A 26,659-nucleotide genomic window follows, 5' to 3' on the forward strand; every position below is an offset into this window, starting at 1 on the left:
CATCAGCCCCGCTGAGCCAGGGCGGCGAGAATGAACAGGAGTCCGGCGAGCCCGACCGACGCCCCGGCGGAGAAGGCCATCAGCACGACCGCGTCGCGAGCCTGGTGCCGCACCCGTTTGGACCGTGCCGGTCCGGGCGCTCCCGGCGCCACTCGTGTCGTGCTCATCGTCCGACCCCCACTGCTTGCGTTGCGCGTCCTACTGGTGTGCTGCCCGATCGATCCGTCTGGCCGACCGAACCAGTCGTCGTGCCCGGATCCCGACCGGTCCGGTGTGGCCGGATACGACACAGCGGAGCCGCCTGGTCTGGTCTCATGCCCGCCCCCGGGGTGAAGCCCCCGTGGAGGCCGTCTGGAACCGGGGAAGGTGCCCCAGAAGGCGTGAGAGCGGGACTGAGACCAGGCCCTACGGATCCGCTGTGGTGTTGTGCGTTGCTCAGGATGTGGCGAGCGGGTCCTCGTCGAGCTCGGAGAACGAGGCCTGCGCTGCTGCGGAGTACTCCGCCCAGCGGGCCGGGTCCCAGATCTCGATCCGGTCCATCACGCCGATCACGACCACCTCGCGGCCGAGACCGGCGTACTCCCGCAGCGGCGGCGGGATGCTGATCCGCCCCTGCTTGTCCGGGACCCCTTCGTCTGCTCCGGCGAAGAGGACTCGGGCGTAGTCACGAGCACCACGCGACGTGAGCGGCGTCGCCTGTGCCCGCCGGGCCTCCTGCATGAAGACGTCCTGGGGCCACACGACCAGGCAGTTCTCCTGACCCTGTGTCACCACGACCCCCTCTGCCAGCCGGTCCCGGAACTTGGCCGGGAGGAAGAGGCGCCCCTTCTCGTCGAGCTTCGGGGTGTAGGTGCCCATGAAGAACATCGGGCACCTCCATCCCCGTCACCCACGATGGTGGCTTCTTCCTCCACTTTCCCCCACCCTACTCCACTTTCCCCCACACGCAATCACCACGCGCCCCTTCACGACCCTTCACACCTCCCTGACCTGCGCGAACACCGATCCGGCGCGCCCGCGACACTCCCTCGCGACCGAGCGAACCACCCGCGAAGGGATGGCCGGACCCCCTCCGAACGGGCCCAGAGAGCTCCTGGGGGCGGATGGTGGAGGGATGTGGAGCGACCCGTCGAGCTGCTCGGCGGAGCGGTCGGCGATCAGGCCGGTTGGGCGATGGGTGGGCGGAGGGTAGGTTGCGGTACGTGAGTGCTCCGGTGGACACACAGACAGAGCAGGGATCGGCCGGGGCCGACCTGGAGACGCTGCTGCGCGTCACCGGCCAGGTGCGCGACAACGTCGAGCGGGTCATCGAGGGCAAGCCCGACGTCGTCTTCGCCGCCGTCGTGGTGCTGCTGGCCGAGGGTCACCTCCTGATCGAGGACGTGCCGGGGGTCGGCAAGACCCAGCTCAGCAAGGCGCTGGCGCGAAGCATCGACTGCACCGTGCGTCGGATCCAGTTCACCCCCGACCTCCTCCCCAGCGATGTCACCGGCGTGTCGGTGTTCAACCAGAACACCCGCGAGTTCGAGTTCCGTCCCGGCGGCGTGTTCGCCAACATCGTCGTCGGCGACGAGATCAACCGGGCCTCGCCGAAGACCCAGTCCGCGCTGCTGGAGTGCATGGAGGAGCACCAGGTCACCGTCGACAACGTGACCTACCAACTGGAGTCGCCGTTCATGGTGATCGCCACCCAGAACCCCATCGAGATGGAGGGCACCTATGCCCTCCCCGAGGCGCAGCGGGACCGCTTCATGGCCCGGGTATCGGTGGGCTATCCGCCACAGGCCGCGGAGTTGGCGATGCTCTCCACCCACACCAGCACCAACCCCCTCGACGACCTCGAGCCCGTGACCGACGCGGCCGAACTACGCAAGCTGATCGGGATCGTCGCCCGCATCCACGTCTCCGACGCCGTGCAGCGGTACGCCGTCGCCCTGGTCAGCGCCACCCGCCACCACGGCGAGCTCAGCCTCGGAGCCTCACCCCGCGCCACCCTGCACCTCGTCCGCGCGGCCAAAGCTGCGGCGGCGCTCCGGGGACGCGACTACGTCCTCCCCGACGACCTCACCTCGTTGATCACGCCGGTACTCGCCCACCGCCTGCTCCCCACCGCAGAGGCCTCGATGAACGGGCGCAGCACCGCCGCGATCGTGGAGTCCGTGGTCGCCGCCGTGCCCGTCCCGGACTGACCGGCCACCATCTCTGCGCCGCCGCCAATCCCCCTGACCATCCCGTACCCCGAGGACCCCACGTGCGCGAGGCACTCGCCGGACTGACCGTTCGAGGCCGCGCCTTCCTGGCCGCCGGCGTCACGTCGCTGGTCTGTGCGGCCCTGCTGGGCCAACCCACCCTGACCCGGGTCGGCCTACTACTGATCGCGCTCCCGCTGCTCACGGCGTACGTCGTCGGCCGGGCGCGGTACCGGATCGGACTCGTACGCAGCGTGACCCCGCAGGTCGCCTCCGCCGGCCAGCCCGCCCAGGTCCAACTGAGGATCAGCAACCAGGGCAGCATGCCCAGCGGGGCCCTGCGCCTCGAGGAGAGGATCCCGTTCACCCTCGGCAGCCGGCCCAGATTCGTGCTGGAGCGGATCGAGCACGGCTGGCACCGGGAGGTCGGGTACGCCGTCCGTCCCGAGGTGCGCGGCCACTACGAGATCGGACCGATGACGGTGCGGGTCTCCGACCCATTCGGCCTGGTCGAACTGCACCGCGGCTTCCACTCCACGACGCCTCTGGTGGTCACCCCACGGACGGTCCCGCTCCCGAGCATCAGCCTGGGCGGGGCGCTCGCGGGTTCGGGTGACAACCGTCCCCGTGCGTTCGCGAGCGGCAGCGCCGAGGACGTCACCGTGCGTGAATACCGCCGCGGTGACGACCTGCGCCGCGTGCACTGGCTCAGCTCGGCCCGGGTCGGCGAGCTGATGGTGCGCCGCGAGGAGCAGGATTGGCAGGCGCGCGCCACCGTCCTGATCGACAACCGGGCCCACGCGCACGTCGGCCGTGGCGCCGCATCCTCACTCGAGCCCGCGGTGAGCATGGCGGCCTCCGTCGCCGTCCACCTGACCCAGCTCGGCTACACGGTCCGTCTGGTCACCGCCGGCGGCGACGACTCCCCCTCCAGCTGGCACGTACGGGAACCGGTCGCTGCGACCGGTCCGCTGCTCGAGGCCCTGGCCATGGTCCAGCCGGTCTCCGCGGCCACCTTCGACACCCGCTGGCTCGGCGAGCAGGGGGTGGGTGGACTCACCGTCGCCGTACTCGGCAGGATCGGCGAGCACGACAGTCAGCCGCTGCGACAACTGCACCACCATGCCGACCACGCCCTCGCCGTGGCGGTCGACGTCGATGCCTGGGCCACCACCGCCGCGCCGGGGCAGACGACCGGCGCCGGCACGGTCGCCGCCCTGACCGCCCAGGGGTGGCGTGCCTCCCGGTTGGGCCCCGACTCCTCGCTGGACCAGGCCTGGCGTGACCTCAGCGCGCGGACGCCGCACTCCTTCACCCGGACCGCGCCGGCGCCGGGGGTGGTCCAGTGACCCGCGCCCAGGCCATCACGTTCTCGACCCTGCTGTCCTTCGCGGCCGCGGGGACGGTCTGGCTCTCCACATTCTCCTGGCAGGCATTCACCTACCAGTCGCGCTATTACCTGGTGCCGATGCTGCTGATCGGCCTGGTCGTCGCGAGCACCGGGTCGCTGGTCCGCTCCCTGCGCGGCGGACCGTGGCTGACCTTCGCCGCGCAGCTGGTGATCGGGGGCGCGGTAACAAGCCGACTGGTCGGCGGTTCCTTCATCCCGTACGGCGACGGCTGGGACGACCTCACCGCCGCGGTCGAGCGGGCGGCCGACACCGCCATGGGCCTGGCCCCGCCGGTGCCGGCCGGTGGCGAGGACGGGCTGGCGCCCATCCTGCTGCTGTGCGGCTTCGGCTGCATGCTCGTCGTGGATCTGGTCGCCGTCGGACTGGGGCACCCGTCGGTGGCCGGGCTTCCGCTGCTCGCCGTGGTGAGCGTGCCGTTCGGGATCTCCGGACTCGGTGTGACGTGGTGGACCTTCGCAGCCACGGTCTTCGGGTTCCTCACCCTGATCGGCCTGCACGAGAACGAGCGGGTGGCCCGGTGGGGTCGCCCGCTCGACGACGGTGAGCGACTCCCCCGCCCGCAGCGGGGCGCCGCCGTCGTCGCCGGTTCGGCCACGGCGCTCGCGGTGATCGTGCCCGCCTCCTTCCCAGCCCTCGAGATCCGACTCTTCGACCTCGGCCCCGGCGCGGGGAGCGGCGACGACATCACGGTGAGCAACCCGCTGGTCAGCATGCGTGAGGACCTCGTGCAGGGCCCCGACGTCCGCGCGGTCACCGTCACCACCGACGATCCGCGGCCCGACTATCTACGCCTCGCGGTCCTGACCCGGTTCAGCAACGAGGAGTGGTCGGCCGGCACCCGCAACGTCCCCGGCGACCAGGTGGCCCGCGGGACCCTGCCGCCGCTCCAGGGAGTCGGCGAGACCATCCCGCTGGAGGACTCGCGCTACCGGGTGGACGTCGCGCAGTCCTTCCACTCCACCTGGCTGCCCACCCAGCCGCAACTGCGCCGCATCGACGCCGACGGCGACTGGCGCTACGACATCACCACGATGGACTTCATCGCCGCCAATGACGACCTCAGCACAGGCGGCATGTCCTACAGTTTCACCGCGCTGGAGCCGCAGCTGAGCTCCAGCGATCTCGAGGACGCCCAGTCCGGCGCCAGCTCTGTGGACCCCGGCTACCGCGAAGTGCCCGACGACGTACCGCAGTCGGTCGAGCAGCTCGCCTTCGAGGTCACCGACGGATCCCAGAGCTCCTTCGAGCGGGCCGTCGCGCTCCAGCGCTGGTTCCGGGTCGGCGGCGGTTTCACCTACTCCACCGACGTCGACCTGGGCAGCGGCCCCAGCGATCTGGCGGCGTTCCTCGAGGAGGACAACCGTCGGGGCTTCTGCCAGCAGTTCGCCACCGCGATGGCGGTGATGGCCCGCGAGCTCGGCATCCCGGCCCGGGTCGCGATCGGCTTCCTGACGCCGGAGAAGATCGGCTCCTCGACCTACGAATACAGCACCCACGATCTGCACGCCTGGCCCGAGCTGTACTTCGCCGGGTTCGGCTGGGTCGCCTTCGAGCCCACGCCGTCCGCCCGCGCGCCCCGCGTCCCGGCGTACACACGCGGGCTCTTGACCTCCCAGGAGCCCGCGTCGCCCGACAACTCCGCGGCCCCGCTGCCGCAGACCGAGCCCGACCGGGGCGGTCAGCCGGCCCCCGAGCCCGGGGCGGCACCGGTAGAGGATGAGGATGGGGCCGACGGATTCCCCTGGGGCGACGCCCTCCTGATCCTCGCGCTCGCCGCCACCGTGGTGGGGCTGGCCGCCGTGCCCACCGTCGTACGCCGGCGGCGCCGGAGCCGTCGTATCGACGGCGCTCCCGAGGATCTGTGGGCCGAGCTGCGCGACACCGTGATCGACCTCGGCCTCCCCTGGCCCGCCGGTCTCTCCCCTCGCGCCACGGGCCGGGTTCTCCACCGGTACCTGACCACCCGGGAGGCGCGGACCGCGCTGGATCGGATCATCGCCGATCTCGAGACCACCAGATACTCACCGCGCTCGGTGCCCGGTCCGCCGACGGCGGAGCTCGCTGCCGTGATCGCCGATCTCCGGGAGAGTTCCTCACGACGGGTTCGTCGCCGAGCCGACTGGTGGCCCCGGTCGGTGCTGGGCCTCACGCCCACCGGCACCGACCGACCGGGTAACGCGGAGTTCCACCCCACCATGATGGGCGCCGAGGACGACGAGGATGTCGTCGAACACGTGCGCTGACCAGCCCTGACCGGGCCTCGGCCATCTGGAAGACGGGGTCACCCGGGGAGACGGAGCCACCCGGGAGACGGGGGTGTCGGGGAGACGGGGGTGTCTGGATGCCGGCCGATGCCCGCTCCTTGCGCCTCGGCGGCTGTGAGGCATGCCCCCGGGGAGACCGGGCCACCCGGGAGACGGGGTGCCTCGACGCCGGTCGGCGCCCCAACCCTTACGCCTCGGCGGCTCCGAGGCATGCCCCCGGGGAGACCGGGCCACCCGGGAGACAGGGTGTCTGGATGCCGACGGGAGGCCGGACCCTGGTGCCCGACGGCTCCGAGGAAGGCCATCGGGGTGGTCCGATCGATGGTGTCGAGGACCGGGTCGCCCTCCCTCTGACCGGCCGAGTCGGCGTACGGTCCGCGCGACTCACCGTCGAGATCGACCGAGCCGACGAACGCGACTCCCGCGCTGGCATCCTCGCCGGACGTGACGTCGGCGGCGCGGGCGCGCGGAAGCCTCGGTCAGCTACCGGCGGTGATCAGGTCAGCGGCTGAGCTGCTCGCTCACCAGCCGCCGCCCTCCCGGCGCCGACGCCAGCGCTGCTCCATCCGCTCCATGAAGGAGCCGGAGCTGGTGCGCTTGGTCTTGCCGAGCTTGCCGGTCTTGCCGTGCGATCCCTTGCCGTGCGAGGCGCGGCCACCGTCGATGACGGTCAGCCCCTCAGGGGTGTCGGGCACGGAGCGGTGGACCGCGGATGTCGGCTTGCCTCGCAGAGCGATCAGCCCCCAGGTGGCGGAGGCGAGCATCACGAGGAAACCGACGATGCCGATCGCGGGGAGCTGGATGATGACGCTGGTCATCAGCAAGGCCACGCCGGCCACGAAGATCACCCCGGCGAGGGCCGCCCTGCGACGTGCCGAGCGACGGAACGCGGTGCCGCCCAGAGTGGACGCGAACTTGGGGTCCTCCTCGACGAGGGCACGCTCCATCTGCTCGAGCAGTCTCAGCTCCTCTTCGGAGAGTGGCACCGTTCCCTCCCGGTGGTCATCCACACGTCGTCGTGCGGTCGGTTCTAAGTCTAATCTGACCCGCGCTCTCAGGGTAGGCGGGAGCCCAAAAATCGCGCTCCCGCCGACCGGCCAGGACCCGGGGGCGGCAGAAGGCTCCCGCGGACGGCGCTCAGGCTCCCGCGGACGGAGGTCAGGCACGCTCGGCGAGCAGGCTCGCCGGCCGGACGGCTCCGTTGCCGAATCGGCGCACCGCCCGGTCCATGGCTCGGTCCGCTTCCGACCAACCGTGCTCCCGCTCGCCCAGCACCAGTTGACGCTGCACGCCTCCGCGCGGGAGCAGACCCTCCACGCGCACCCCTACAAGTCGAAGCCTGGCCCGCTGCAGCCCGAGTCCGTCGTAGAGGCGAAGGGCCGACCGGTAGATCTCCTGGGTGAGATCGGTGGCCTCGGAGAGGGTGCGCGAACGGGTCAGGGTGGTGAAGTCGGCGAAGCGGACCGTGATCGTCACCGTCCGCCCGGCCACACCCGCCACCCGCATCCGCCCGGTGACCTTGGCGCTCAGGCGCAGCAACTCCCGTGCCACGGCCTCCCGGTCGTCCACGTCGCGTCCGAAGGTCTCTTGTGCCCCCATCGACCGATCCGGCTCCCCGACGGCGACCCGAGGAGTCACCTCCCGCCGGTCCGCTCCCCAGGCGAGGTCGTGGAGGTGCCGGGCCTGCCCGGCACCGAGTGCCCGTGCCAGGATCCGTGTCGGGGTGTGGGCCAGATCGCCGACCGTGCGCAGTCCGAGCCGGTGGAGCGCCGACCGGGTCTTCTCCCCCACGCCGTAGAGCTCACCGACATCCAACGGATGCAGGAATCCGGTGATCTGCTCCGGTGGTACGACGAGCACTCCGTCCGGTTTCGCCCGCCGGCTGGCCAGCTTCGCCACCGAGATCGACGCGGCCACCCCGACCGAGCAGGTGATCCCCTGCTCGTCGTGAACAGTGGCCCGCACCCAGTCGGCGATCTCCGCCGGCGAACCGAGCCGGCGGGTCGAACCGCGGACATCGAGGAACGCCTCGTCGACGCTCACCGCCTCCACCAGCGGGGTCACCCTGCGGAAGACCTCCATCACCGACCTGGAGACCTGCTCGACGGTGCTGAAGTCGGGACTGAGCACCACGGCCTGAGGGCAGAGCCGCCGGGCGCGGGTGCCCGGCATCGCCGAGTGGACCCCGTGGGCGCGGGCGGCGTAGTTGGCCGCCAGGACCACCCCGCGACTGCCCCCACCCACGATCACGGGCACATCGGCCAACTCGGGACGGTCCCTGGTGGCCACCGCGGCGTAGAAGGCGTCCATGTCCACGTGCAGGATCGGCGTGACCGGGCTCATGATGCGCCCCGATCGGCGACTCCGGGCTCGACGACTCCGGGCTCCGCGACTCCGGGCTCGGTGGCTCCGGACTCCGCGACTCCGGACTCCGCGACTCCGGACTCCGCGACTCCGGACTCGGTGGCTCCCCACTCCACGGGTAGCGACTCAGCGGGTAGCGACTCAGCGGGTAGCGACTCAGCGGGTAGCGACCAGGTGCAGCTGGGTCGCCAGGGGGAGGTAGTCGGGCCGCTGGGCCACCTCGTGCTCGAGGTCGACCAGGGCCGCGGCCGCCCCGGACTCGAGGTCGACCAGGGACCCGGGCACCAGGTCGGCGAAGACCCGGATGCCGTGCACCGAGACGACCTGGAACCCAGCCCCGCCGAGCAACTCCCGCCCCTCGGCAAGGGTGAACCGTCGACCGGCCCGCCCGGAGGCGGTGTCGTCGTCGAGGAGGGCCTTCGCCTGGCCGAAGTGGCCGGCCATCGCCCGCGCCACGACCGCGGCGTTGCGCTGGGCGACCAGGAGGCTGAGCGTGCCGCCGGGACGCAGCACCCGGGCGATCGCCCCCAGCGCGGCGGCTGGGTCATCGGCCAACTCCAGGACGCCGTGACAGAGCACCAGGTCGATGCCTGCCTCCGGCATGCTCTGGGCCAGGTCGGAGAGGTCGCCCTGTGTCGAGGCGACCTGGACCCCCTCCTCGCGGGCTCGACGCGCCAGCGAGGCGAGCGCGTCGGGGTTGGGGTCGACCACGGTGACCCGGTGCCCGAGACCGGCCACCCGGACGGCGAACCCGCCGGTGCCGCCGCCGATGTCGAGCACATCCAAGGCGGGAGCCGAGGTGTCGCCGTCTCCGAGGATCGGCCGCAGGGTCTCCCACACCACAGCGGTGCGGGCTGCTCCCCGACGCTCGCTGGGACGCTCGCTCGCTGACATGCGCACCAGCCTAGACGGCCCTGGGCGCACCACCCTCCCCGGACGCGCAGGCTCATCCCGGGCTCCCTGGTGAGCGGTGCCACAGCCGGCGAGCCACCTGACTCCCGACCTGCGCCCTGGTGTCCTCACCCGCCGGCCGGATGTCGGCGTAGGGCGACATGGTGAACCCGCTGGAGTGCACCAGCACCCGGCGCTGCTCGGGTGCGTGGGTCTCCTTCTCCTCGACCTGGCGGGTCAACTGTGCCTGCACGGCTTCCAGACCGCGGGCCCGCCACAGGTCGTGCAGCGCCGACAGCTCCCAGCAACCGGTGGCACGCAACGACACACCGCGGGGCCCGGTGCGGCGCAACACCCCACGCACGACGAGCAGCCAGCTGTGGAAGACGGTGGCGGCGTAGGGGCCCTGGGCATCGTCGAAGAAGGTGGCATCGACCGGACCTGTCGCGTCATCGAGGGTCAGGAAGATCACCCGGCGCCCGGACCGGATCGGCGGGGTCTGGGTGGCGACCTTCACCCCGGCCACGAGCAGCGAGCTCCTGCTCCGACTCTGCAGCAGCTCGCTGCTGCGGGTCACGCCCAGTGCCGCGAAGAACGGAGCATAGGAGTCGAGCACATGCCGGCTCACGTCGAGGCCGAGGATCTCCAGCTCTGCCCTGGTGCGCTCCACAGCGCTCAGCTCGGGCAGACCCGACACCTCGCCCTCGACCGGATCATCGCCCAGGTCGAGAGCCAGCTGCACCGATCGGACCGGTGCCGGCGGCTGGGTCGCCCGCGACTGGGCCGAGGCCTGCGCCCAGACCCCGGACTCGGCCAGGGCATGCCGCTCGGGACGGGCGGCCTCCCCGCGGAGCCGGGGGTCGGTGCTGTTGCGGGCGGCTGCTTCCTCGGCGTTGGTCACCGCCCTGCCCCGCTGGTCGGGGATGCGTCGTCGAGCCCCCACCCCCCGGGTGATGCCGCGCCCCTGACCGGCGCGCTCGACCGCACGGGAGTGACGCTCGAGCTCGGAGACCTGGAGCAAGAGGTCGCGCCGGGTGACCCGGCCCCGACTGCTCACCTCGGAGTCACGAAGGACGTAGATCTCATCGAAGGCACCGGCCAGCACCAGCCGCTCCATGACCGGAGAGGAGACACGGGCGCGGTGCCAGCAGTCACTGAGCGAGGTGTAAGGACGAGCCGCCAGGATCCGCTGCACCTCGGCCTCGCTGATCCCCTTGACCTCGCTGAGTGCCACCCGGAGGGCGTACCCGTCCTCCGGGAGCAGTTCGACGAGGTACTCCCGGCCGCTGGCGTTGACATCGATCCCGAGGACGGCGATCCCGAACTGGCGGGCGTCATCGAGGATGAGCCGCTTGGGGTACATCCCGGGGTCGTGGGTCAGCAGGCCGGCGAAGAAGTGCGCCGGCCAGTGCGTCTTGAGCCAGGCGGACTGGAAGGTGGGCAGAGCGAACGCGGCGGCGTGCGCCTGACAGAACCCGAAGGAGGCGAATGCCTCCAGCACCCGCCAGACCTCGTCGACGACGGCCGGGGAGTAACCACGGCGACGCAGACGAGGGATGAACCACTCCTTGGTCGCTGCCATCCCTTCCACGTCGCCGAGGGCGCGACGGCGCTCGTCGGCCTCGGCGTAGCTGATGCCGGCGAGGTCGCCGATGATCTGGATCACCTGCTCGTGGAAGACCACCACTCCGTGGGTCGGCCGGAGCACCGGCCGCACGTCATCATGGAGATAGCGCGGCAGCCGCCACCCCTGCTTGGCCTCCAGATAGGGGGTCACCATGTCGCTCTTGACCGGCCCCGGCCGGAACAGCGAGATGTCGGTGACGATGTCGTCGAAGCTCTCGATGCCGGACTTGCCGACCAACTCCCGCTGCCCGGGAGACTCGATCTGGAACATCCCCAGGGTGCGCGCCGAGGAGATGAGCTCGTAGGTGGCGGGATCGTCGAGCGGCACCCGACTCTGGTCGTCGAGGTCGACCTGGACACCGTCGACCCGGCTGATCTCGGCGACCGCATGAGCCATCGCCGACTGCATCCGGATGCCGAGGACGTCGAGCTTGAGCAGGCCGAGGTCCTCCACGTCGTCCTTGTCGAACTGACTCATCGGGAAGCCTGCATAGGACGCCTCGACCGGGGTGCGGTCGAGCAGCGTGCGGTCGGAGAGGATCATCCCGCACGGATGGACCGCCACATGGCGAGGCAACCCGTCGAGTCGCTCCACCAGGTCGAGGAGCAGGTCGAGCCGGGCCTCACCCACCCCGCTGGCGCGGAGTTCGGGCAGCTCGCGCACCGCGAGCCGGGCGTCACGCGCCCGGATGTGCGGGAAGGCCTTCGCGATCGCGTCGATCTCCCCGGGCGGCATACCCAGGGCCGCGCCCACGTCACGGACCGCGTGCCGCACGCGGTAGGTGTCCATCATCGAGACGCAGACACAGCGCTCCCCTCCATACCGGTCGAGGATCTTCTCGTAGACCTCGGCACGACGGGCCGACTCCACGTCGAGGTCGATGTCGGGCAACGACGAACGACGGACGGTGAGGAAACGCTCCATCATCAGCCCGTGCCGGATCGGGTCGACGCCGGAGACGCCGAGTAGGTAGTTGACCAGGCTGCCGGCCCCCGAACCCCTGGCCGCGCACCGCACACCCATCTCCCGGATCAGGTCGGTCACGTCGCCGACGGTGAGGAAGTAGGAGGCATAGCCCAGGGTGCGGATCGTGGTGAGCTCGTCGTCGAGGCGCTTCCAGATCACCTGCCGGGGAGCACTGCCATAGCGTCGGCCGATCGCCCCCTCACAGCGACGGCGGAGCATCTCCTCGGCGCTCACTGCCTCCCCGCCCGGGCCACCGCCCCGGCTCGGTTCGAACTCCGGGAAGTGCACCTCCCCCAGGCCGAGATCCGCCGCGGGGTCGAGGGCGCACCGCTCCGCCGTCTCCCGGGTGTCGGCCAGCAGCCGCAGGGCCGACCCCTCGCCGGCGGCACGGGTGATCTCCTCGGCGATCTCGGCCATCTGCCGGCCCGACTTGAGGAACCCCTCCGCGTTGCCCCGGTCGAGGTGGCGTCGTTCGAGTGCCACCAGCCGGCGGGCCGCATCGAGGACGTCGACCACCGGCGCGTCGCGGCGGTCGGCGTAACGCACCGCGTTGGTCAGCACCGGGCTCACCCCGGCCTGCCGAGCCACGCCGAGCATCCGGGCGGCGTGCGCGGTGCTGCCCGGCCCCCAGCTGCCACCCTGGGCCGGCAGCCGATGGGAGACCAGCTCGAGGCACAGCTGCGCGGAGGGCACCAGCTCCCGCCAGGGCGCGAGCGCTGCCAGCGCCTGGTCGCCGCGGTGGCGGGTGACGGCCTCACCCACCTCCGAGGCCGGACCGAGCAGCACCCGGAGGTCACCGGCGGCGAGGGCCTCCCCGGCGGTCTCGGCGAGGAGGTCGAGGTCGAGCACCGGCGCGCCCCGCTCCCCGGCCAGATGGGTCGCGGAGACCAGCCGACACAGTGCCGCCCAGCCCGCCTGACCGCCCCGCCCGTCGGTGGCGGCCAGCAGGGTCACCCGCGGCAACCGGGGATCCCGGAAGCGGCCGCCGCGCACCGGGGTGCGCGAGGAGGGACGAGCCCGATCCGCACCCGGCCCGGCGGAGGGGAGGGTGGGGCGATAGCCGAGCTCGACACCGAGCACCGGGGCGATCCCTGCCCGCAGACAGGCCTTGGCGAACTTGACCGCGCCGTAGACACCGTCACGGTCGGTGAGCGCCAGCAGATCCATCTCCTGCTCGGCCGCGCGCTCCACCAGTGTCTCGGGATGGTTGGCGCCGTACTGCAGGGAGTAACCGGAGGCGACATGGAGGTGGGGGAAGACGCCCGGCATCCTCATCCCACCCGACGGATCGTGGCCGTCGAGGCATGCGGCAGGAGCCCCAACGCACTCTCCACCACGGCCAGGAAGCGGTCTGCGTCGCGGATGAGGTCGTCGGCCTCCCGCTCGCTCACGGCATGTCTCGAGCCGGCCTCCGCAGCCGCTCGCTTGGCCGCACCGGCCGCGAAGAAGGCGGCCCACTCCCCGAGCTCGGGGGCGACCTCGGTGAGCAGGACCCAGGCGTTTCGCTGCTGGGGTCGCCTGCCCGCGACAGGCCGCGCCCGGGCCGCCAACAGCGCGGCCGCGGCCTGCAGGGCCGCCACGTGGGCACAGGCGTAACGGGTGGGCACCTCGGGGGTGCTGATCGCCTCGCTGAGCGACTCGGCCGCCCGGAGCAGATAGCTGTGGCTGGCGCCCGGGACAGGGGCCGGCACGGGAGCGGAGTACGGCGGAACCTTCGTCATCACGACCGCTCCTCAGTCCGCGCAGCCGACGAGCCGCCAGCTGCCCTCACGCTGATCGAGGCGGAGCTCGAAGACACCTGACCGGGCACGCCCGCCCCAGGCCTCCACCCGCCACACCTGGCACTCCTCGAGCAGGTCGCCGGCCGGCACGGCCGCCTCCTCCTCGACCAGGGAGTGCCCCAGCGCCGCCCGGGCCGGAGCGGAGCGCCACCAGGCCCCGGTCTCCACCCAGTGCGCGGTCACGGCACGCACCTGCCACAACCGCCCACGCCACAGGAACTGTGCCGGGGCCTCGATGCCCGCCACCTCTCCCCGCCGCACCTCCACGGGGTCGTCGTACCGCCTCATGGCCTGCCTCCCTGGCTCGTCGACCCCGTGGACCGGCCGTGCCGGAGACGGGGGTCGAGGTCGCCTCCAGCACCAGCCGGGTTCGAACATCTGTTCGAACACCTCTACGGTACACCGGCCCGATCGGCCTCCGTCAAGACCGGTCGGCCGGCCGTGGGGACAGGTGCGGACAGGCAGTCGAGGCCATGCGGGACAGGACCGGACCGGACGGCAACGGCACACGCGTGATGGGGTGCCGGACCTCGGACGGCGGAGCGGGTCCGCCTCGAGGAGGCAGATACCGCACCCGAGGCGTCGGGACCCCCGTGCCACTCGAGCACAGGGCACGTCAGGGCGCACCGGAGCGCGCCCGACAGAGCAGAGCCACGCGGCCGACTCGAGTGGCCGATGCTGACGCAGGGGACTCACCCGAGGGTGAACGTCGGGAGACTCAGACCGCTTCGGGGTCCGCGTGGATGTACCGGGTGGTGGCCGGGTGCCACAAGAACACCAGGCACAGGACTCCCAGCGCGATGCACACCACCGTGCACCCGATGAACAGGGCCGGCGGCTGGATCATGATCGACCCGACCGCCGCGATCGCGGTGAATCCGAGCAGGAGGGTGATCCCGACCCGCGCCCATTCGAAACCGTTGCTCACGAAGATGGCCAGCAGCCACAGCAGGGCGGTCATCACCACCCACATCACGATCGCCACCGGGACGATCTGCGGCGGCCGCACCGTGCCCTCCAGGACGGCGTCGAGACCCTGGGTCTCGAGCAGTTCGCGCACGTCCGGGTTGCCCTCGGCCCAGGAGCGGAGGAGGTCGTCGGTGCGCAGCATCATCAGGATCACCGTGACCCCAGCGACCGCGATCAAGGCGGTCAAGACGCGCAGCGACAAGATCAGCGAGCGTGGTCGCTCGTCCATGGGCGTTTCCACTCCTTCGTCCTCCACCAGCGTTCGAGCCACTAGGGTCCGTGCCATGGATCGTGTCACCGACCCCTCCGGATCCGCCCTCGGCCCCGACCATCCTGCTCTTGTCCGCTTCCGCGAGGCACACGCACACCGCGGAGGCACCGGCCGGATCGTCATTCTGCCCGACAGCGTCCACACCGCCGCTCTCGCCGCCCAGGCGCTGGGCTGCGAGGTGGGCGCGATCGCCAACAGTCTGCTCTTCGCCGAGCACCGGTCCGCCGACGACCAGCCGATACCGGTGCTCATCCTGACCTCCGGTGCCCACCGGGTCGACACCGGCGCGGTCGCCGCACGCCTCGGTGTGAGCAAACTCAAGCGCGCGACGCCCGAGTTCGTCCGCGAGCACACCGGCCAGGTGATCGGCGGGGTCTCCCCCGTCGGGCATCCCGCACCGATCCCCACCTACCTCGACCCGTGGCTGGCCCGGCACCCGGAGATCTGGGCCGCGGCCGGACACCCCGCCGCGGTCTTCTCCACGACCTACGCCGAACTGCTGACCCTGACCGGCGCCACCGAACTGGACGTGGAGTGAGGCACCGACCGGTGGGGCCGCCACGGTAGGTTGCCGCCCGTGGCACGGGTGGTGGTTCTGGGCGGCGGGCTAGGCGGCATGGCTGCCGCCGCCCGTCTCGCGAAGCTCAAGCACCAGGTGACCCTCGTGGAGCGAAGCGGGACCCTCGGTGGCGCCCTGCTGCCCGTACGACGTGACGGGTTCAACTGGGAGACCGTCGACCTGACCCTGCTGCCCGGCGCGCTGCGCGACCTGTTCCGCAAGTCGGGAAGGCCGTTGGAGGCCGAACTGGACCTGCGGCACCGCCCGATCCTGCGGGAGCACCGGTTCCCGGACGGCAGCGCGCTGGCCCTGCCCGGTTCCTCCCGGGCCGCACAACTCGCGGCGGCGGAAGCGCTGGGGCCCGGTCTGGGCCGCGCGTACGTCGACCACGTGGCCACCTACACCGAGGCCTGGGAGACGCTGCGCCGACACGTGTTCGAGGCGCCCGCCGCCGATCCCCTCCCCCGGGAGGTCGCCGCGGTGATGCAGTCCCGGGAGACGCTGCACCGCCGGCTGCGCCGGTCCTTCGCCGACCGGAGGCTCCGCACCGTGGCCGCTCACCCGTTCGTCCTCGACGGGCACGATCCCCGACAGGTGCCCGCCTGGGCCGGCCTGACCGGCTATCTGGAGCAACGCTTCGGAGGGTGGGTGGCCGGCGCCGACGACGCGACCGGTCCCGGGCTCGGGACGCTGCTCGCCGACGCACTCACCCGACGACTGACGACCCGACGGGTCGAGGTCCTGACCGGCGTCGAGGCACGAGACCTGGTCACCCGCTCCGGTCGCGTGGCCGCGGTCAGCACCACCGCCGGTGATCTGGACGCGGACGCCGTCGTGGTGGCGATCGACCCGCGCCTGCTGCCGGCCCTGGCCGGCCCCCTACGACGCAGCCTGCCGGCGACGCCGCCGACCGTCCTGCACCTGGGCCTGCGCCAGGACCCGGCCGCCCGGGCCGCACTCCCCGTGCTCGAGCACGAGACCGTCCTGCACGGTGAGTCGGCCAGCTTCACGATCCGTCACGGGGGTCAGGCCCCTGCGGGTGCAACGGCATGGACCGTGCTGGTCAGGGGCAAGGTCGTCGAGGATCCCGTGGTGGCGATGGCGAGGCTCGGGGTCGACGTACGGCCGCACCTGCAGACCCGGCTCGACCTCACCCCGCGGGAACTGGTGCATCGGTGGCACGGTTCGCCCCTCGGTGTGGAGTGGCGCGGCCGCGGCACCGCGGCCGGCCGGGTCGGTCCCCGCACCCCGATCCCAGGGGTGTTCGCCGCTGGTGCCAGCGCGACCTCGGGCACCGGGCTGCCCTTCGTCGCCCTCTCGGCCGCGGTGGTCGCCCAGCTGATCGGCCCGGCCTGAGCCCGGCTGCCAGCTGTTGGCTCAGACCGTGACGTTGAGCCGGCTGAAGATCTCCAGCGTCGCCTTCGACCGGTTCAGCGTGTAGAAGTGCAGACCCGGGGCCCCGCCGGCGAGGAGCTCCTCGCACAGCTCGGTGGCCACGGCGATGCCCTCGGCGCGGACCGCCGCCTTGGCCTCCGGGGTGTCGCCGGCCTTGGCGCTGAGCCTGGCCACGACATCCTCCGGCACGGAGGTGCCGATCAGCTCGCCCTGACGGCGGATCGCGGACAGGTTGAGGATCGGCATGATGGCCGGGAGGATCGGCAGGTCGACACCGCGATCGCGCACCCGCTCGACCAGCCCGAAGTAGTCGGCGGCACGGAAGAACATCTGGGTCACCGCGAAGGTGGCACCAGCCTTCGCCTTGGCGACGAGGACGTCGGCGTCGTGGTCGAGCGAGGCGGCCGAGGGGTGGCCCTCCGGGAAGGCCGCCACCCCGATGTCGAACCCGCCGCGGTCGCGGATCCGCTCGATCAGTTCGCGGGCGTAGGTGAAGCCGCCCTCCGTGGGGGTCCACGGTGCCCGCGGGCCCTCGGCCGGATCGCCGCGCAGAGCCATCACGTTGCGCACCCCCGCCTCGGCGTACGCATCGAGGATCTGGTCGATCTCCGTCGCCGTGTGCCCCACGCAGGTGAGGTGGGCCATCGGCAGGAGCGAGGTCTCGCGCGCGATCCGCTCGGTCACGCGGACCGTCTTGTCACGCGTGCTGCCGCCGGCGCCGTAGGTGACCGAGACGAAGGTCGGGCGGTAGGGCTCGAGCGCGGAGATGGCGTCCCACAGGACGACCTCGCCGGCGTCGTCCTTGGGCGGGAAGAACTCGAAGGAGAAGCTGCGCCCCCCTTCGGCGATGAGCTGACCGATCCCCTGCGACTCGATTGCCATAGCCGCAGTGTAGGGAGGATCGGCGGCGAAGCCGGACTCGTCCCGAGGACCAACCCTGCCGTGTCGTCTCCTAGGGTGGACGCGTGAGCGCGACGCCGTGGGACGACGAGGCATTCCGGGCCAGGGTGCAGAAGGCGCTCGATGCCTTCCTCGACGAGCAGGCCGAGCGGTTGGCACCGCTCGGCGCCGACGCAGCCAGGCTGATCGCCGAGGCACGGATCTCGACCAGCGGCGGCAAGCGGCTGCGGGCGGCGTTCTGCTACTGGGGATACCGCGGCGTTCGCGGCGAGGAGCTGACCCCGGAGGAGGACGAGGCCCTCATCCGGGCGGGTGCTGCGGTCGAACTCCTCCAGGCCTCCGCCCTGGTGCACGACGACGTGATGGATGCCTCGGACACCCGGCGGGGCCGCCCCGCCAGCCACCGGGCCTTCGAGGCGGCCCACCGCGACGCCGGCTGGCACAGCGATCCCCGGGAGTACGGCGTCGCCGCGGCCATCCTGCTCGGCGACCTGCTCCTGACCTGGGCCGACGAGCTTCTCCGCCGGGCCGGCTTCGACGCGGAGCCGACCGCGGCGGCACTGCGGATCTTCGACGCATGCCGCAGTGAGGTGATCGCCGGGCAGTTCCTCGACGTGTCGGTGCAGGCGCGCGGCCGCGCCGACGTCGAGTCCGCGATGACGGTGCTGCGATACAAGTCGGCCAAGTACAGCGTCGAGCGGCCGTTGCACATCGGCGCCGCGCTGGCCGGCGCCGACCAGCCGACCCTCGCCACGCTGAGCGCCTTCGGGCTGCCCGTGGGTGAGGCCTTCCAGTTGCGCGATGACCAGTTGGGCGTCTTCGGCGACCCGGAGGTGACCGGCAAGCCGGCCGGTGACGACCTGGTGGAGGGCAAGCGCACGGTGCTCGTCGCGCTCACCCTCGACGCGGCCGCACCCGAGGACGCCGTCCTCCTCGATCGCGCGTTGGGCACTCCCCTCACCCCCGCGGAGGTCGAGCGGCTCCGCGGGATCATTCGCGGCAGTGGGGCCGAGCAGCAGGTCGAGTCCGTCATCGCCGAGCTCACCGGGGTCGCCGTGGCCGGCCTCGAGCGCGCGCACCTCGACGAGGGCGCCCGCGGCGTACTCCTCTCCCTGGCCCAGGCCGCAACCCAGCGCAGCCACTGACCCCACGAGGGTGGAGTGACGGTCTGGTCAGGCCGCGTCGTGACGAGGCTCGGCCCGAGGCACGAGCACGGGGTCCACGAGAACGAGCACGCCAGTCCTCACCGCCTTCTCGACCGAAGATCCGCCTGCGGTGCCGGACGGCTGTGGTGAGGTGGATCCATGACGTGGGAGACGCATCCGGTGACACCGGACCGCTTCGAGGACTTCGCCGAGGTGATCAACCGCACTCGCCGTCCCAACCACTGCTGGTGCCTGTCCCACCGACTGCGGCCCGTCGAGATCGAGGAGCTCGGCGGCGGCAGCCGGGAGCTGGCGATGCGTCGGCTGTGTGAGCGTGAGCATCCGCCGGGGGTGGTGACCTACCGCGACGGCGAGCCGGTGGGCTGGTGCAGCATCGGGCCCCGGTCCGAGAACACTCGGCTGGCCGGCTCCCGGCTCATCCGGCCGGTCGACGAACTACCGGTGTGGAGCATCGTGTGCGTGGTGGTGCGTAGCGGCCATCGCCGCCAAGGGGTGACCGCGCCGCTGCTCGAGGGTGCGGTGGACTACGCCGCCGCCCACGGCGCACCGGCCGTGGAGGCCTATCCGGTCGATCCTCCTGGCCGGATGGACGTGACCATGTCCTTCGTCGGCACCAGGTCGATGTTCGCGGCCGCGGGCTTCCGCGTGATCGGCACCACCGATGCCGTGGCCAGCGGGATGCCGCGGCTGATCATGCGACGAGACCTGGACTGAGCCTGGAGCCACCGATCGCCGCCGTCGCGAGCATCGCCCGACGGCTGCGCCGGCAAGGCGGAGTGCCGAAGCCCGTCGAGGTGCGACAACGCCCCCGGCGCACCCGGATGGTGGCCTGCAGCAGGCGCAGGATCGGAGGGATCGAGGCTGTGTGAGGCGGCCAGGACCACCGACGTACGTTCCCTTCTGTCATCGACCTGTCCCGGACTCAGAGTTCGTCGGCGTCCATCGTGACCAACGGGTCGGAGGTGGGCCCGCTGGACCCCGGAGCAGGCTCCATCGTGACCTGGAGCTCCCCCTCGCCCATCGGCACCGCAGCGGCGTCCGCTCCCTCGAGTACGGCCGCCGACTCGGCGCCCTCGGGGGTGACCCACCAGACCTGGTAGACCATGCCGTCCTCCTCGGCCATCGCAGCCGTGTCGACCGCGACCATGTGCATCTCGGGTGACATCGCGACCATCAGGTCGCCCTCCGAGGTGTCCATCTCGTGCATGCGGGCGTCGGGGGCCGCCATCACCTGGGCGGCCGTCATCGGGGCGGGTTCGTCCTCGAGCAAGGGTTGGGCCAGGATCCCGCCGGTGACCGCGAGCACCACGGCCGCGGCCGCGCCGACCGCCCAGCGCAGGGCCCGCGAGCGCCGGGAGGTAGGACGGCGCGCCGCGACCAGCGGAGGGAGCTGGGGCGTCTGCGCGGCCGCGGCCAGCACCCTCTCCCGGACCCGCTCCGGCGGACCACTGCCGAAGGACAGGTCGGCGGCCAGGGCCGCGGTCGCCTCCCGCAGCGCGGCGACCTCGTCGCGGCAGGCGGCACAGAGGCTCAGATGGCGCTCGAACTCGGCCCGCTCCTCGGGCTCGAGCGCGTCCAGGACGTACGGCCCGACCAGGGTGTGCGCCTCGGGGTTCACGCCGTTCATCTGGCTCCCTCCTCCGCCGGTGCCTCTAGACCGCGGTGCAGGCAGTCGCGCAGTCGGATGAGCCCGTCGCGCATCCGGGTCTTGATGGTGGGCAGCGGACGTTCCAGCAGCGCCGCCACCTCGGCGTAGGTGTAGCCCTGGTAGTAGGCCAGTTCGACGGACTCACGCTGGAGCGGGGTCAGGCTGTCCAGGCAGCGGCGTACGCCGCGACGCTCCTCCGCCTCGGCCACCGCCTCGTCGGGACCGGCGGCCGGGGGTGGCTCGTGGTACGACGCGCGGCGCTCACGATCCCGGGCGGCCTGGGAGGAGCGCACCGCATCGACGGCGCGCCGGTGCGCGACGGTGAGCACCCAGGTCCGCACGCCACCGCGCCCGGGGTCGAACCGACCCGCGTGCCGCCACACCTCGACGAAGACCTCCTGGGTGACCTCCTCGGCGAGAGCGGGGTCGCGCACCACCCGGCGACTCACCGCATGGACGGCGGTGGCCAGGGCGTCGTAGAGACGCTCGAAGGCACCGAGGTCGCCGCGGGCCACCGCGGCCATCACCGCGGCGAGCCCCTCATCGGCGCCGCGCGTCCCGTCGACGAGGCGGAGTCCGCGTCTGGGCACGCTCTCCTCCGTCCCGGTCGTGGCTCTGTCTGGATGGCTGGTCACACCGGTGGTTCGGGGCAGCCGGCCACTCGGATGGGTGACCCATCCGGAGGTGGCCTCGGCACCGAACCCCGGATATGCAACCTGCCACCTCCCATCCTGCCTCTCCTCCCTCCCGGTGGTACGCCGCCGCGGCCGGCGTCGCCGCGGGCGCCCTCGGTCTGGGGGTCGGTGAAGCGGTCGCCGGCCTTCTCGGTGCCACCTCCTCACCGGTGGTGGCTCTGGCCGACCGGGTGATCGACCTGGCTCCGCAGCAGGTCAAGGAGCGCAGCGTGGAGGTGTTGGGCACCGCGGACAAACCGGTGCTGGTGGCTTCGGTCCTCGTCGGGACGACGGCTCTGCTGGCGCTGGTCGGACTGCTCGGCGCCCGCAGCTACTGGCTGGGCATCGCGCTCCTGGGCGTGCTCGCCGTGGTCGATGCGGCCGCCCTGCTGGCCGACCGTTCGCCGGAGGCGACCCCCTGGGCGAGCGGCCTTGCGTGGGCGGTCGCGCTGGCGGTGACCGCGGTGGCGCTACGCGTGCTGCTGCGACCCTGGCGTGCCTCCGCCGACGACGCCGCCCCTGTCGCGGCGCCCCCGGCGGCGACCCCGACGCTCGCCCCAGCGGAGGAGCCCGCCCCGCCCGGGTTCGACCGGCGACGCTTCCTGCTGGCGGCCTCCGCGATGACAGCGGTGGGGGTCGCCGGAACCTGGGCCGGTCAACTGCGCACCGGGCCGAGCACCGGCAGGAGCGCGGTGGTCCTGCCGACCGCAGCGGTGCCCGCGGCACCGGTGCCGAGCGGTGCCGAGCTCGGCGTCCCGGGGCTCACCCCCTATCTGACCCCGAACCCCGACTTCTATCGGATCGACATCGCCCTGCGGACGCCTCGACTCACGGTCGAGGACTATCGGCTCCGGATCCACGGCCTGGTCGATCGCCCGCTCGAGCTGAGCTACCGAGACCTGCTCGACCTCCCACTGGTGGAGCGGAGGGTCACCCTGACCTGCGTCTCCAACCCGGTGGGCGGTGAGTACGCCGGCAACGCGACCTGGCTCGGCGTACGCCTCGAGGACCTGCTCGCACGCGTCGGCGTCGATCCCGAGGCCGACGCGGTGCGCTCGGTGGGTGCCGACGGCATCACGATCGGCACGCCCCTGGAGGCGCTCCGCGACGGGCGTGAGGCCCTTCTTGCGGTCGGCATGAACGGCGAACCGCTGCCGCTCGAGCACGGTTTCCCGGTGCGGATGGTGGTGCCGGGCCTGTACGGCTACGTCTCGGCCACCAAGTGGCTCACCGAGCTGGAGGTGACCAGGTTCGAGGACTTCTCCGCCTACTGGACCGAGCGCGGCTGGGCCGAGCAGGGGCCGATCAAGACCGCTACGCGCATCGATGTCCCGGGCGAGGGCGCCGTGCGGGCCGGACGGGTGTCGGTGGCCGGTGTCGCCTGGGCCCAGCACCGCGGCATCGACGCGGTCGAGGTGCGGGTCGACGGCGGTGCGTGGCAGGCCGCCCGGCTGGCCACCGAGGACACCGTCGACACCTGGCGGCAGTGGGTCTGGGAGTGGGATGCCGAGCCCGGCCGGCACGTGCTGGAGGCCCGGGCGGTGGATGCCACCGGCACCCCCCAGACCGGTGAGGAGGCCGGCGTGGCCCCTGACGGCGCCACCGGCTACCCCCGTCGCGAGATCGACGTCGAGTAGGCCCATCCGCGGCGTTCATCGCTCCGAACCCCCGGTGACAGCGATCGATCCACATTCGACGAAGGAGCCCTCATGCGACTCTCCAGCCCCCTCACCCGCGCCGCCACCGCCCTCGCTTCGGGGGTGCTCGTGTTCGGGCTCGCCGCCTGCGGTGACGACACCGCCGACGACCCGGGCAGCGGCACCACCGAGGACAGCATGACCGAGTCCCCCATGGACGACGAGATGACCGAGTCCCCCATGGACGACGAGATGACCGAGTCCCCCATGGACGACGAGATGACCGAGTCCCCCATGGACGACGAGATGACCGAGTCCCCCATGGACGACGAGATGACCGAGTCCCCCATGGACGACATGGACGACGAGATGGAGGACTCGCAGGGCTGAGCGGCCCGCGCAATCCGCACGGCTCGGTGAGGAGTCAGCCCAGATCGGGCAGGTCGGAGGCCGGTCCGTCGCCGCGCAACAGCACGCTGAAACCCCCCTGCTGCGCCCGCCGGGTGAGCAACCGGACCAGCGAGCGGAAGGCGTGCGGGTCGGCCTCGGCCAGCAGCTCCCACCCCTCCCAGAGCACGAGCAGCGGTTCTGCGATCTCACGCAGGCCGTCCCAGAGTGCGTCCAGGTTGGCACCGACGTACGCCGGAAGGTCGAGGGCGGCCTTGAACGCCGTCAGGGCGTCGGCCTTCGCGCTTCCGTGCACCTCGGAGGGGGCCGGGTCGAGCGCGACCACGGCGAATCCCCAGCCGGCCGCCTCGGCCTCGACCCGCACCAGGTCCACGGGGATGGCGCTGCGCCACACGTGGAGGCCGGGGGCGATCTCCCCGCTCAGCAGTCCGTCGAGTCCGGTCGGCCCGGTCATCGCCAGATCCGCTCGAAGCTCTCGTAGTGGTCCTCGGTCCAGTAGGACTCCTCGCCCTCACCGGTGACGATCCGCCGGGCCCCGCGGTCGTCCTCACCCGGGGTCGGCACGGTGTACTCGGCGTAGTAGCCGTCCGGGTGCTCGGGCAGGATGCCCTCGAAGTTGCCGAAGGTGCTGCCGTCCTTGCCCGGGTAGGGGAACGGCCCGCCCGCGTCGATGAGTTCGAGGGTCTCCTGGGCCTCGGCCGGCAACTCGCTGGCACCGATCCAGGGCAGTCCCGACTCGGCATCGGTCTCGCCGGCACCGGGTGGCACCACCCCGGCGACCTCGCCGCCACCCCTCTCGGGATCGGAGCCGCCGTCGCCCCCGGTCACCAGCCAGGCGAGCAGTGCCGCGACCAGGATCCCGCCCAGCATCACCGCGATCCGGATCGTGCTCCGCCGTGCCACCGGACCGGCTCCCCGCCCGCTCAGAAGGCCAGCGCCTGGGCGCGCCGCTTGACCTCGGAGCCACGGTTCTCCCGCAGCGCGTCGATGGGCCGTCCGGGCAGGTCGGCATCCAGGAAGATCCAGGCGATGCACTCCCGGTCGTCGAAACCGCCGTCGTGCAGCACCGTGAGCAGACCGGGCAGTCCCTTGACGGGGAGACCGTCCTGGAGGAACAGGGCCGGCACCATCTGGCCCGCGCCCTTCGCACCGGGCGTGGGCACCGCGGCGGCGAGTTCGTGCCGACGGATCATGGTGCGGACCTGGGCCACGGTGACACCCAACTGTCGGGCGGCTTCGGCCCAGTCGATCCAGTCGGTGACCAGGGCGGCGAGGTCGTGGTCGGCCAGACGCTTCTCATCCATGGCACCCATCGTTCCACGGACCACCGCGCGCCGTGCCCACGGTGGCGCTGGAACCGGCCGAGCAGGTGTCGGTCCCTGGAACACCGCCTGCGCTCCGTACGATGGGGGCTCCGGTTTCCTTCCCCGACCGGCCGCAGGAGGACGACGTGCGCCCTGACCGGTATGCCCGCTCAGCCGATGCCGCACGCCCTCAGCACACCCGACGACTGAGCACCGAGGAGTCCGCTTCCGGCCCGGCAGGTGACGCGGGCGAGCGCACCCGGCGTACCTCGGGAGTCGGCCGCGACCCCCATCTCGGGCGGCTCCTCGACGGCCGCTACCGCCTCCGGTCGCGGATCGCCCGTGGGGGCATGGCCGCGGTCTACCAGGCACACGACGAGCGCCTCGACCGCACCGTCGCGGTCAAGGTGATGCACACGGGACTGGGCGACGACGAGGCCTTCGCGGAGCGCTTCGTGCGCGAGGCGCGGGCAGCCGCCAAGCTCAATCACCCGAACGTCGTCGCCGTCTACGACCAGGGTGAGGACGACGGCACCGTCTACCTGGCCATGGAACTGGTGCCTGGGCACACCCTGCGAGACACGATCACCGAGCAGGCCCCGATGTCTCCGGGGCGCGCGCTGGCGCTGTTGGAGCCCGTCCTCGGGGCGCTCGCCGCGGCCCACCGGCTCGGCATGGTGCACCGGGACGTCAAGCCGGAGAACGTGCTGATCAACGCCGACCCCCACACCGGTGACCACGTCAAGGTGGCCGACTTCGGCCTCGCCCGCGCGGTGAGCGCGGAGACCCAGCACACGAGCACCGGCACTCTGATCGGCACCGTCTCCTACATCGCCCCCGAACTGGTCATCGACGGACGCGCGGACGCCCGCGCCGACGTGTACGCCGTCGGCGTCATCCTCTATGAACTGCTCACCGGGCAGAAGCCGCACGCCGGCGAGACACCCATCCAGGTCGCCTACCGCCACGTCCATCACGACGTGCCGCCGGTCTCCACGACCGTGCCCGGCACCCCGCCGTACCTCGACGCGCTGGTGGCGCGGGCCACCGCTCGCGACCGCGACCGGCGCTTCGCGGACGCCGGCGTGATGCTGCATCAGTTGCGCCGGGTGACCAGCGCCCTGGCCGACGGACTGCCCGACGACGAGGAACTGACCGCGGACCTGGCGCTGCCCGCCGCACGCGTCGCCGACTCCTACTACGAGCCGGCGGAGTCCGGCAGCGGGCTCGACGGCGCCACCACGACCGTGCCGATGCTGGTCCAGGAGCGCCCGGCCGAGCACCACGATCACGCCGACGTCCCGGGCGAGCCCCCGCGACCACGTACCGGCCGGGGCGGCGGTCGCCCCAGCCGGCGCGGCCCCCTCCGGGTAGCGATCGCGGTGCTGCTGGTGGCCCTGCTCTGTGCCGGCGTGTACTGGTTCGGGTTCCTCCGCTACACCACGACCCCGGGAGTGCTCGGCGACACCCGTGCGGAGGCCTCGGCGGCCCTCTCCGACGCCGGACTGTCCGCGGAGGTGGGCGATCCGGCGTACTCCGACAACGTGCCGAAGGGCCAGGTGGTCAGCACCGACCCGTCCCCGGGTGACCGGGTGGTCGACGGCGGCACGGTGACCCTGGTGCTCTCCCGAGGGCCCGAGGTCTACCGGTTGCCGAAGCTCGCCGGGATGAGTGTCGATGAGGCCCAGGACGCCATCGCGGACTCACACCTCACCTTCGGCCAGGCCCGGGAGGTCTGGAGCGAGACCGTCGCTGACGGCGTCGTGATGGGCAGCCGACCCAAGGCCGGCACCGTCCTGCGGCCCGAGACCGTCGTCGACATCGAGGTGAGCAAGGGGCGTCGCCCGATCAAGGTGGGCGAGTGGGCCGGTCGGTCGGCCGAGCAGGCCGAGGAGACCCTCTCCGACCGAGGCCTGAAGGTGGAGACCAGTGAGGAGTACTCCGACGACGTCCCCCAGGGCCAGGTGATCAGCCAGCAGCCCCAGGGCGGCACGCTCCATCGCGGTGACACCGTCCAGCTGGTCGTCTCACAGGGACCGGAGCTGGTCGAGGTGCCAGGAGGGCTGATCGCCTCCGGCGTCGACGACGCGACCGAGAAGCTCGAGGATGCGGGGTTCGAGGTGAAGGTCGAGGAGAGCCCCACCTACGTCGGCCTGAAGTACGTCATCCGGGTCGACCCCGGCTCCGGCACCGAGATCCCGAAGGGCAGCACGGTCACCCTCTACCTGGTGTGA

25 protein-coding genes are annotated in these 26,659 nt (G+C 72.1%); 10 read left to right on the forward strand and 15 right to left on the reverse strand.

Annotated features, from left to right (window positions below):
• Positions 1–2: 2 nt before the first annotated feature.
• Both G515_RS23250 and mraZ read right to left on the reverse strand, forming a co-directional pair.
• Positions 3–167, reverse strand: a complete 165-nt coding sequence (locus tag G515_RS23250) for a hypothetical protein (protein WP_157570968.1) — start codon at positions 165–167, stop codon at positions 3–5.
• Between the two features lie 268 nt (positions 168–435).
• On the reverse strand, positions 436–867 hold the full coding sequence (gene mraZ, locus G515_RS0102245) for a division/cell wall cluster transcriptional repressor MraZ (protein WP_028658817.1): 432 nt from the start codon (positions 865–867) through the stop codon (positions 436–438).
• A 347-nt stretch (positions 868–1,214) separates the two neighbouring features.
• Here mraZ and G515_RS0102250 point away from each other — a divergent pair, with 347 nt between their 5' ends.
• From G515_RS0102250 to G515_RS0102260, 3 genes are all read left to right on the forward strand, one after another.
• Positions 1,215–2,189: an AAA family ATPase gene (locus G515_RS0102250; protein ID WP_245565146.1), complete on the forward strand. Its 975-nt coding sequence runs from the start codon at positions 1,215–1,217 to the stop codon at positions 2,187–2,189.
• 62 nt (positions 2,190–2,251) lie between these two features.
• Positions 2,252–3,538, forward strand: a complete 1,287-nt coding sequence (locus G515_RS19130) for a DUF58 domain-containing protein (protein WP_036553780.1) — start codon at positions 2,252–2,254, stop codon at positions 3,536–3,538.
• Positions 3,535–5,844 carry a transglutaminase TgpA family protein gene (locus G515_RS0102260; protein ID WP_028658819.1) on the forward strand — a complete coding sequence of 770 codons (2,310 nt, stop codon included), beginning with the start codon at positions 3,535–3,537 and terminating at the stop codon, positions 5,842–5,844. Before G515_RS19130 ends, G515_RS0102260 begins: the two co-directional genes overlap by 4 nt.
• Before the next feature lie 542 nt (positions 5,845–6,386).
• Here the strand turns inward: G515_RS0102260 and G515_RS0102270 are convergent.
• From G515_RS0102270 to G515_RS0102300, 7 genes are all read right to left on the reverse strand, one after another.
• Entirely contained in the window at positions 6,387–6,851 is a 465-nt protein-coding gene (locus G515_RS0102270; protein WP_028658821.1) for a DUF3040 domain-containing protein, read from the reverse strand.
• Between the two features lie 172 nt (positions 6,852–7,023).
• Entirely contained in the window at positions 7,024–8,208 is a 1,185-nt protein-coding gene (gene dinB, locus G515_RS0102275) for a DNA polymerase IV (protein ID WP_036553781.1), read from the reverse strand.
• Between the two features lie 177 nt (positions 8,209–8,385).
• A complete protein-coding gene (locus tag G515_RS0102280; RefSeq protein ID WP_028658823.1) occupies positions 8,386–9,123 on the reverse strand; it encodes a methyltransferase domain-containing protein in 738 nt (245 codons plus the stop codon).
• Between the two features lie 52 nt (positions 9,124–9,175).
• On the reverse strand, positions 9,176–12,988 hold the full coding sequence (locus tag G515_RS0102285; RefSeq protein WP_028658824.1) for a DNA polymerase III subunit alpha: 3,813 nt from the start codon (positions 12,986–12,988) through the stop codon (positions 9,176–9,178).
• Complete coding sequence (locus G515_RS19135; RefSeq protein WP_051217754.1) at positions 12,985–13,434, reverse strand: SAV_6107 family HEPN domain-containing protein; 450 nt, start codon at positions 13,432–13,434, stop codon at positions 12,985–12,987. Before G515_RS19135 ends, G515_RS0102285 begins: the two co-directional genes overlap by 4 nt.
• A gap of 12 nt (positions 13,435–13,446) precedes the next feature.
• Entirely contained in the window at positions 13,447–13,782 is a 336-nt protein-coding gene (locus G515_RS0102295) for a DUF6504 family protein (protein WP_028658825.1), read from the reverse strand.
• 430 nt (positions 13,783–14,212) lie between these two features.
• Complete coding sequence (locus tag G515_RS0102300; protein WP_028658826.1) at positions 14,213–14,692, reverse strand: hypothetical protein; 480 nt, start codon at positions 14,690–14,692, stop codon at positions 14,213–14,215.
• A 55-nt stretch (positions 14,693–14,747) separates the two neighbouring features.
• On the opposite strand from G515_RS0102300, the gene G515_RS0102305 reads away from it, so the two are divergent.
• Together G515_RS0102305 and G515_RS0102310 are read left to right on the forward strand one after the other, a co-directional pair.
• A complete protein-coding gene (locus tag G515_RS0102305) occupies positions 14,748–15,272 on the forward strand; it encodes a YbaK/EbsC family protein (protein WP_028658827.1) in 525 nt (174 codons plus the stop codon).
• A 39-nt stretch (positions 15,273–15,311) separates the two neighbouring features.
• Complete coding sequence (locus G515_RS0102310; RefSeq protein ID WP_028658828.1) at positions 15,312–16,649, forward strand: phytoene desaturase family protein; 1,338 nt, start codon at positions 15,312–15,314, stop codon at positions 16,647–16,649.
• 21 nt (positions 16,650–16,670) lie between these two features.
• On the opposite strand, the gene metF is transcribed toward G515_RS0102310, so the two are convergent.
• Positions 16,671–17,570: a methylenetetrahydrofolate reductase [NAD(P)H] gene (gene metF, locus G515_RS0102315; RefSeq protein ID WP_028658829.1), complete on the reverse strand. Its 900-nt coding sequence runs from the start codon at positions 17,568–17,570 to the stop codon at positions 16,671–16,673.
• A gap of 83 nt (positions 17,571–17,653) precedes the next feature.
• Here metF and G515_RS0102320 point away from each other — a divergent pair, with 83 nt between their 5' ends.
• Positions 17,654–18,733, forward strand: coding sequence for a polyprenyl synthetase family protein (locus G515_RS0102320; RefSeq protein ID WP_028658830.1), 1,080 nt, complete (start codon positions 17,654–17,656; stop codon positions 18,731–18,733).
• Positions 18,734–18,892: 159 nt separating this feature from the next.
• Entirely contained in the window at positions 18,893–19,468 is a 576-nt protein-coding gene (locus G515_RS0102325) for a GNAT family N-acetyltransferase (protein ID WP_028658831.1), read from the forward strand.
• 208 nt (positions 19,469–19,676) lie between these two features.
• Here the strand turns inward: G515_RS0102325 and G515_RS22420 are convergent, their stop codons facing one another.
• A complete protein-coding gene (locus G515_RS22420; RefSeq protein ID WP_051217755.1) occupies positions 19,677–20,381 on the reverse strand; it encodes an anti-sigma factor in 705 nt (234 codons plus the stop codon).
• On the reverse strand, positions 20,378–20,992 hold the full coding sequence (gene sigK, locus G515_RS0102335) for an ECF RNA polymerase sigma factor SigK (protein WP_028658832.1): 615 nt from the start codon (positions 20,990–20,992) through the stop codon (positions 20,378–20,380). Before sigK ends, G515_RS22420 begins: the two co-directional genes overlap by 4 nt.
• A gap of 119 nt (positions 20,993–21,111) precedes the next feature.
• Between sigK and G515_RS0102340 the strand changes: the two genes are divergently transcribed.
• The gene (locus G515_RS0102340) at positions 21,112–22,713 is read left to right on the forward strand and encodes a molybdopterin-dependent oxidoreductase (RefSeq protein WP_028658833.1); all 1,602 of its coding nucleotides are present in this window, start codon (positions 21,112–21,114) and stop codon (positions 22,711–22,713) included.
• A gap of 72 nt (positions 22,714–22,785) precedes the next feature.
• A complete protein-coding gene (locus tag G515_RS0102345; protein ID WP_028658834.1) occupies positions 22,786–23,103 on the forward strand; it encodes a hypothetical protein in 318 nt (105 codons plus the stop codon).
• Positions 23,104–23,137: 34 nt separating this feature from the next.
• Here G515_RS0102345 and G515_RS19145 read toward each other — a convergent pair whose 3' ends face one another.
• Genes G515_RS19145 through G515_RS0102360 form a run of 3 tightly spaced genes read right to left on the reverse strand, consistent with a single transcriptional unit; the run spans position 23,138 to position 24,425 of the window.
• A complete protein-coding gene (locus tag G515_RS19145) occupies positions 23,138–23,575 on the reverse strand; it encodes a barstar family protein (protein ID WP_051217756.1) in 438 nt (145 codons plus the stop codon).
• Positions 23,572–24,024, reverse strand: coding sequence for a guanyl-specific ribonuclease (locus tag G515_RS0102355; protein ID WP_245565148.1), 453 nt, complete (start codon positions 24,022–24,024; stop codon positions 23,572–23,574). Before G515_RS0102355 ends, G515_RS19145 begins: the two co-directional genes overlap by 4 nt.
• Positions 24,025–24,044: 20 nt before the next feature.
• The gene (locus G515_RS0102360; protein ID WP_028658836.1) at positions 24,045–24,425 is read right to left on the reverse strand and encodes an Rv2175c family DNA-binding protein; all 381 of its coding nucleotides are present in this window, start codon (positions 24,423–24,425) and stop codon (positions 24,045–24,047) included.
• A gap of 101 nt (positions 24,426–24,526) precedes the next feature.
• Between G515_RS0102360 and pknB the strand changes: the two genes are divergently transcribed.
• Complete coding sequence (gene pknB / locus G515_RS19150; protein ID WP_084652973.1) at positions 24,527–26,659, forward strand: Stk1 family PASTA domain-containing Ser/Thr kinase; 2,133 nt, start codon at positions 24,527–24,529, stop codon at positions 26,657–26,659.

It is taken from the genome of Nocardioides insulae DSM 17944 (genome assembly GCF_000422825.1).
Lineage (GTDB): Bacteria > Actinomycetota > Actinomycetes > Propionibacteriales > Nocardioidaceae > Nocardioides > Nocardioides insulae.